This is a genomic window from Thauera phenylacetica B4P, assembly GCF_000310225.1.
Lineage (GTDB): Bacteria > Pseudomonadota > Gammaproteobacteria > Burkholderiales > Rhodocyclaceae > Thauera > Thauera phenylacetica.
The window spans coordinates 1-6,670 of the sequence record NZ_AMXF01000226.1 but is presented as its reverse complement, the minus strand read 5'-3'; the positions used below and the strand labels follow the sequence as shown (position 1 = coordinate 6,670).

General features: G+C 71.6%; 7 protein-coding genes. 6 read left to right on the top strand and 1 reads right to left on the bottom strand.

Annotation, left to right across the window (positions count from 1 at the left end):
* Positions 1-1,309, bottom strand: a 1,309-nt coding sequence (locus C667_RS18900) for a Na/Pi cotransporter family protein (RefSeq protein ID WP_051174694.1), incomplete at its 3' end; no start/stop codon positions are given.
* Between the two features lie 277 nt (positions 1,310-1,586).
* On the opposite strand from C667_RS18900, the gene C667_RS18895 reads away from it, so the two are divergent.
* From C667_RS18895 to C667_RS18870, 6 genes are all read left to right on the top strand, one after another.
* Positions 1,587-1,829 (top strand): hypothetical protein, encoded by a 243-nt coding sequence (locus tag C667_RS18895; protein ID WP_004376245.1) that lies wholly within the window; start codon positions 1,587-1,589, stop codon positions 1,827-1,829.
* 8 nt (positions 1,830-1,837) lie between these two features.
* Positions 1,838-2,644, top strand: a complete 807-nt coding sequence (gene folE2 / locus C667_RS18890) for a GTP cyclohydrolase FolE2 (protein WP_004376243.1) — start codon at positions 1,838-1,840, stop codon at positions 2,642-2,644.
* A 5-nt stretch (positions 2,645-2,649) separates the two neighbouring features.
* Entirely contained in the window at positions 2,650-4,029 is a 1,380-nt protein-coding gene (locus C667_RS18885; RefSeq protein WP_004376241.1) for an NAD(P)/FAD-dependent oxidoreductase, read from the top strand.
* Positions 4,029-4,880 (top strand): DUF1365 domain-containing protein, encoded by an 852-nt coding sequence (locus tag C667_RS18880; RefSeq protein ID WP_004376239.1) that lies wholly within the window; start codon positions 4,029-4,031, stop codon positions 4,878-4,880. The genes C667_RS18885 and C667_RS18880 overlap by 1 nt, the downstream gene beginning before the upstream one ends.
* On the top strand, positions 4,880-6,121 hold the full coding sequence (locus tag C667_RS18875; RefSeq protein ID WP_004376237.1) for an SAM-dependent methyltransferase: 1,242 nt from the start codon (positions 4,880-4,882) through the stop codon (positions 6,119-6,121). Before C667_RS18880 ends, C667_RS18875 begins: the two co-directional genes overlap by 1 nt.
* A 68-nt stretch (positions 6,122-6,189) precedes the next feature.
* Positions 6,190-6,670: hypothetical protein (locus C667_RS18870; RefSeq protein ID WP_004376235.1), on the top strand; the 481-nt coding region annotated here is incomplete at its 3' end.

Here is a 6,670-nt window from a genome sequence, read left to right as displayed (position 1 = left end):
CGCCGGTAGCCTGGCGGAAGGCCGCGGCGACCGGCTCCAGCCCGGCGCCCGGCGGCGCCCCCAGCGTGGTGGCCAGCGCGCAGGCCTGGCGCACCGCGGTCACCGCGCTCTCCTGGTACTGCAGCGCGCGCAGGCTGTGCGCCACCGCCTCGACCAGCGCCGGCGGCAGGCGCATGGCGTTGAGCTTGCGCACGTAGTCGCCGATCGCCGGCGCGAGCGCATCGAGCGCGCTCGCCTGGCGCTCGATCCAGGGCTCGTCCGGCGGCACCCGCGTGGCTGCGGTCAGCGCGGTCAGTGCGAAGGACTGCGTGCGGCCCAGCTCCAGGCGCAGCGAGCGCAGCGCCAGGTCGGGCACCGCCAGCGAGGGCGCGTCCAGGTAGCGCGGGCGGGCGATCTCCTCCTCGCGGCTGCGGAAGTGGCCCGCCAGGTAGCGCCGCAGCGGACGCGCCAGCGGCACCATCAGCAGCACCCCGAGCAGGTTGAAGGCGGTGTGGAACATCGCCAGCATCACCGCCGGTGTCGCCGGCTGCTCGAACCAGTTGCGCAGCGCGCCGAGCAGGCTGACCAGCAGCGGCAGCAGCGCGATCGCCACCGCGCCGGTCACCAGGTTGAAGATCACGTGGGTCGCCGCCAGCCGGCGCGCGTTCGAGGTCGCGCCGAGCGCCGACAGGATCGCCGTCGAGGTGGTGCCGATGTTGGTGCCGATCACCATCGCGCACGCCGCCTCGATCGACATCAGCCCGCCCTGGGCGGCGGTGATGATGATCGCGATCACCGCGCCCGAGGCCTGCATCAGCACCGTCAGCAGGGTGCCGATGCCGACCAGGATCAGCCAGCCGACGAGGCCGGGCGCGATGTGGTCCTGCAGGTTCATCGCCGCGCCGAAGCCCGAGAAGGTGTCCTTGAGCGCGTCGATGCCGAGGAAGAGTACGCCGAAGCCGGCGAGCGCCTGGCCGAGCGCGCGCTGGCGCAGCGTGCGGCCGGCCAGCATCAGGATCGCGCCGAGGCCGACGAAGGGCAGGGCGAAGGCGTCGATCCTGAAGCTGAAGCCGAGCGCCGCGACCAGCCAGGCGTTGAGCGTGGTGCCCACGTTGGAGCCGAAGATCACCCACATCGCGTTCTGCAGCGACAGCAGGCCGGTGTTGACGAAGCCGATGCTCGCCACCGTGACCGCGGTGGAGGACTGCACCAGCGCGGTCACGGTCATGCCGGCGCCGAGGCCGCGCAGGGGCGTGGCCGTGCCGCGCTCGAGCAGGCCCTCGAGCGCCCGGCCGGCGGCGAGCTTGAGGCCCTCGGTGAGCAGGTGCATGCCGAGCAGGAACAGGCCGATGCCGCCGAGCAGGCCGGCGACGATCGGGTAGATGGCGAGCGAGCTGGTGTCCAGGGCGGGCCTCTCGTGCGGGATGGGGTCTTCGGGAAAGCGTAATACCGGATCGCAGCGGCGGGGAGTGCATTGTTCTCGAAGCATGCCGGGGCGATCTCGGCAGAGTCGCGAAGAATTTAAGTTTGTCCTGGACAAAGTGTTGACAGGTCCTCGGGGCTGGCCTATCGTGGAATCGTCATCAACGCTTGTCCAGGACACGGCCATGAACGCGAATTCGCTCTCCAGGCGCGCCGGCATGCTCTTCGCCGCGGCGGCCCTCGTCTCCTTCGGGATTTCCGCGGCTTCGGCCGCCCAGCCCCAGGTCGTGGCGGCGGTAGCGGCCGGCGCTCCCGCGAGGCTCGTCGTGGACACGGGGCCTGCAACCCAGGCTCAGACCCCGCTCGAACTCCTGCTCTTCGTCCATCGCGCGGATCTCCCGCTGCGTCCCCTCCCCAACAAGCAATAGGATCACTCATGAACGCCCCGGAAAAGTTCTTCCTGCCCGACGTGCAATCCAGCGCCGACCATCGCGCGCTGGCGATCCAGCACGTCGGCGTGCGCGGCCTGCGCTACCCGATGGCGGTGCGCGACCTCGACGGCGGCGTGCAGCACACCGTCGCCACGCTCGAGATGACCGTCGGCCTGCCCGCGGACGTGAAGGGCACGCACATGTCGCGCTTCGTCGAGCTCCTCGAGGCCGAGCGCGACGCGCTCGACCTCGACGGCCTGCGCGGCCTCTTCGCCGACATGCTGCTGCGCCTCGAGGCCAGCAGCGGCCGCATCGAGGCGCGCTTCCCCTGGTTCATGAAGAAGGCCGCGCCGGTCTCGGGCGTCGAGAGCCTGCTCGACATCGACGCCCGCGTGGTGGTGGAGAAGGCCGAGCGCGGCGAGATCCGCAGCACGCTCGAGGCGGTGGTGCCGGTGACCAGCCTGTGCCCGTGCTCGAAGAAGATCTCCGCCTACGGCGCGCACAACCAGCGCTCGCACATCACCCTTTCGGCCACGCTGCGTGGCGACCTCGGCCTGCGCGAGCTGGTGCGCATGGCGGAAGAGGAGGCCTCGTGCGAGGTTTTCGGCCTGCTCAAGCGCCCGGACGAGAAGTGGGTCACCGAGCGCGCCTACGACAACCCCAAGTTCGTCGAGGACCTCGTGCGCGACATCGCGCTGCGCCTGCGCGCCGACGGGCGCGTGGCCTCGTGGCGGGTGCAGTCGGAGAATTTCGAGTCCATCCACAACCATTCCGCCTACGCCCTCATCGAGGGCGAGAACGCGCCGGAGTAAGTGCCATGAAGATGGGTGAGATCGAGCGCCTGCACGCCGCGGGCGAGGCGGGCCGGGGCGGCCCGGGGCGGCGCATCGCGGTGATCGGGGGCGGCATCGCCGGCCTCTCGACCGCGTGGCTGCTCGCGCCGCAGCACCGTGTGACGCTGTTCGAGGCGGGCAGCTACGTCGGCGGCCACACCAACACCATCGACGTTACGGTCGACGGCCTCACCCATCCGGTCGACACCGGCTTCCTGGTCTTCAATCGCCGCACCTACCCCAACCTGTGCGCGCTGTTCGCGCTGCTGCAGGTCGAGGCCGTCGAGACCGAGATGAGCTTCGGCGTCAGCCTCGCCGAGCCCGAGCTCGAATGGGCCGGCACCGACCTCGGCACCGTGTTCGCCCAGCGCAGCAATCTGGTGCGGCCGGCCTTCCTCTCCATGCTGCGCGACATCCTGCGCTTCAATCGCGAGACCACGCGCATGGCGCACGAGCGTTCCATGCCGGCCCTGTCGCTCGGCGAGTACCTCGACCTGGAGGGCTACTCGCAGGCCTTCCGCGACTGGTACTTGCTGCCCATGGCCGCGGCGATCTGGTCGTGCCCGACGCGCACCATGCTGGCCTACCCGCTCGCGACCTTCGTGCAGTTCTGCCACAACCACGGCCTGCTGCAGATCCTCGACCGCCCGTCCTGGATGACGGTGAAGGGCGGCGGGCGCAGCTACGTGCGCCACATGCTCTCCCGCCTCGAGGACGTGAGGGTGAATGCGCCGGTGCAGCGCGTCGTGCGCGGCGCCGATGCGGTGTGGGTGCACACCGCGGCCGGGGCGGAGCGCTTCGACGAGCTCGTCTTCGCCTGCCACAGCGACCAGGCCCTGGCCATCCTCGGCGGCGAGGCCACGCCGGAAGAGCGTCGCATCCTCGGCGCGGTGCAGTACCAGGACAACGTCGCGTACCTGCACACCGACACCGCGCTGCTGCCGCGCCGGCCGAAGGTGTGGTCGGCGTGGAACTACCTCGCCGGCAAGGGCGCGCCCGACGCGCGCCCGGTGTCGGTGAGCTATCTCATCAACCGCCTGCAGCCCCTGCCGTTCCAGACCCCGGTGGTGGTGTCGCTGAACCCCTTCACCGAGCCCGCGGCCGACAAGACCTTGCGCCGCATCGAATACGCCCACCCGGTGTTCGACCATGGCGCGATCGACGCCCAGGCCGCGCTGCCCGCCATCCAGGGCCGCGAGCGCTGCTGGTTCGCCGGCGCATGGACCGGCTACGGCTTCCATGAGGACGGCCTCAAGTCGGCGGTCGCGGTGGTCGAGGCCATGGGCGTCGAAGTGCCCTGGCGCCGCGGCCGCGTGCCGGTCGCCGACGTGCAGCAGCCCGCGCCGCTGGAGGCGGCGGCGTGATGAGTGCCGCTCGGCAGGTGGACGCGCGGCTGCACGTGGCTGGCGACGCGCGGCAGCAGGCGTCGGCCGAAGCCGGTGCGGCGGCGGATGCGCTGCAGCCCGCGGTGTGCTTCGGCGCGGTGATGCACGAGCGCCACGTCCAGGCGCACAACCGCTTCGTCTACCCCACCGCCTTCCTGCGCCTGCCGCTGTCGCGGCTCGCCACCCTGCGCGCCCCGCTGCTCGGCATCGAGCGCGCCAGCGTGTTCAGCTTCCGCAATCGCGACCACGGCGCACGCGACGGCTCGCCGCTGCTGCCGTGGATCCAGGCGCTGCTGCGCGGGCAGGGCCTGGAGGAAATCTGCGACGGCGAGGTCGTGCTGCAGACCATGCCGCGCATCTTCGGCTTCGTCTTCAACCCGGTCAGCTTCTGGTTCTGTCACGACCGTGCAGGCGCCTTGCGCGTGGTGCTGGCCGAGGTCAGCAACACCTTCGGCGAGCGTCACAATTATCTGGTGCACCACGCCGACCTGCGCCCGATCGTGGCGGGCGACGAGCTGGGCGCCAGCAAGTGCTTCCACGTCTCGCCCTTCTTCCCGGTGCGCGGCGAGTACCGCTTCCGCTTCGAGCAGCGCGGCGCGGTGCATGCGGTGTCGATCGACCTGTGGGACGGCGGCGAACTGCAGCTCTCCACCCGGCTGTCCGGCCGCGCGCAGGCGCTCGACGGCGGCGCGATGCGCAAATGGCTCGCGCGCCAACCCTTCATGACCCTGGGCGTTGTTGCCCGTATCCACTGGCAGGCGCTGCGCCTTGCGCTGCGGCGGGTGAGCTTCTTCCGCAAGCCGCCACCCCCGATCGAGGAGACCACCTGATGAACGCACTCGACCACGCCCTGCAGCCGCTCGCCGGCCTGCGCCTCGCGCGCCTGCCGCGCGCCACGCGGCTGTGCCTGGAGATGCTCGACCGCCTCGACGGCGGCGCGCTCGCGGTGGAACTGCCCGACGGCCTGCGCGTGCGCGCCGGCCACGGCCCGCTCGTCGCCCACCTGCGCGTGCGCGACCACGCCGTGTTCGACGAGGTGCTCGCACGCGGCGACATCGGCTTCGGCGAGGCCTGGATGGACAGCCTGTGGGACACCGAGGACCTCACCAGCCTCTTGCGCCTGCTGTCGGCGAACCGCAGCCGCCTGCAGGGCGCGATCTACGGCCGCATGTTCCGCCTGCTGAGCCACCGCCTGCAGCACCTCTTGCGTGCCAATACCCGCACCGGCTCGCGCCGCAACATCGAGGCCCATTACGACCTCGGCAACGATTTCTACGCGCTGTGGCTCGACCCCACCATGACCTATTCGGCGGCGGTGTTCGCCTCGCCGGACGAGTCGCTGGCGGACGCCCAGCTGCGCAAGTACCGCCGCATCCTCGGCGAGCTCGGCGTGCAGCCGGGGCAGACCCTCCTGGAGGTGGGCTGCGGCTGGGGCGGCTTCGCCGAGGTCGCCGCCACCGAGTTCGGCTGCAAGGTGCTCGGCATCACGCTGTCGCCTTCACAGCTGGAGTTCGCCCGTGCGCGCGCCGAGCGCGGCGGCTTTGCTGACCGGGTGGACTTCGAGCTGTGCGACTACCGCGATGTGCGCGGCCACTACGACCACGTGGTGTCGATCGAGATGATCGAGGCGGTGGGCGAGCGCTTCTGGCCGACCTACTTCGCCCAGCTCTCGGCCCTGCTGAAACCGGGCGGGCGCTGCGTGGTGCAGGCGATCACCATCGCCGACGGGCTGTTCGCGCGCTACCGCCGCGGCACCGACTTCATCCAGCGCCACGTCTTCCCGGGCGGTATGCTGCCCAGCCCGGGCGCGGTGGCGCAGCAGGCCGGGCGCGCCGGGCTCGAGGTGGTCGGTGACTTCGCCTTCGGGCGCGACTACGCGCGCACGCTGGCGCACTGGCAGCGCAGCTTCGACGCGCAGGCAGCGGCGGTGCGCGCCCAGGGCTTCCCCGAGCGCTTCCTGCGCATGTGGCGTTTCTATCTTGCGTACTGCGAGGCGGGCTTCGACACCGGCGACATCGACGTGCACCACTATGTGTTCGCGCACGCCGGCGCGGCCTCGCGAGCCGGCTGAAGCGTCGCGGCCGGCGCGGCCGCGATCGACGCTGCTTGCCGCTTCATCCTGAACCCGGAGGTGAGCCCATGAACGCACCGACCCGCTTTCCCGCGCGCGCCACGCAACGCCTGAGGCGCGGCCTCAACCGGCTCGTACGCGCCCCGCACGCCCGCCGCGCGCGCGAGCTCGGCAGCGTGCTCGCCTGCTGCATGCTGCTGGCCATGCAGACGGTGCACGCGCTCGGCCTGCCGCCGCAGCTCGCGGCGAGCGAGGCCGGGCTGCGCGAGATCGGCCGTGGCGAGCTGCGCTGGCTCGGCTTCAAGCTCTACGACGCCGCGCTGTGGGCGCGTGTGCCGGGCGCGCAGGCGATGGACGACGAGTACGTGCTGTCCATCCGCTATGCGCGCGCGGTCAGCTCCGAGCGTCTGGTCGAGCTCAGCCTGGAGGAGATGCGCCGCCTCGACCTCGCCGACGAGCCGACGCTGGCGCGCTGGGCCGAGGCGCTCGCCGCGGCGCTGCCTTCGGTCGCGGCCGGCGACACCCTCTCGGGCCTGCACCGCCCGGGGC

Excerpts from the sequence above, each read along its gene's own strand:
- C667_RS18895 (WP_004376245.1), top strand. The coding sequence starts at position 1,587 with ATGAACGCGAATTCGCTCTCCAGGCGCGCCGGCATGCTCTTCGCCGCG.
- folE2 (WP_004376243.1), top strand. The coding sequence starts at position 1,838 with ATGAACGCCCCGGAAAAGTTCTTCCTGCCCGACGTGCAATCCAGCGCC.
- C667_RS18885 (WP_004376241.1), top strand. The coding sequence starts at position 2,650 with ATGAAGATGGGTGAGATCGAGCGCCTGCACGCCGCGGGCGAGGCGGGC.
- C667_RS18880 (WP_004376239.1), top strand. The coding sequence starts at position 4,029 with ATGAGTGCCGCTCGGCAGGTGGACGCGCGGCTGCACGTGGCTGGCGAC.
- C667_RS18875 (WP_004376237.1), top strand. The coding sequence starts at position 4,880 with ATGAACGCACTCGACCACGCCCTGCAGCCGCTCGCCGGCCTGCGCCTC.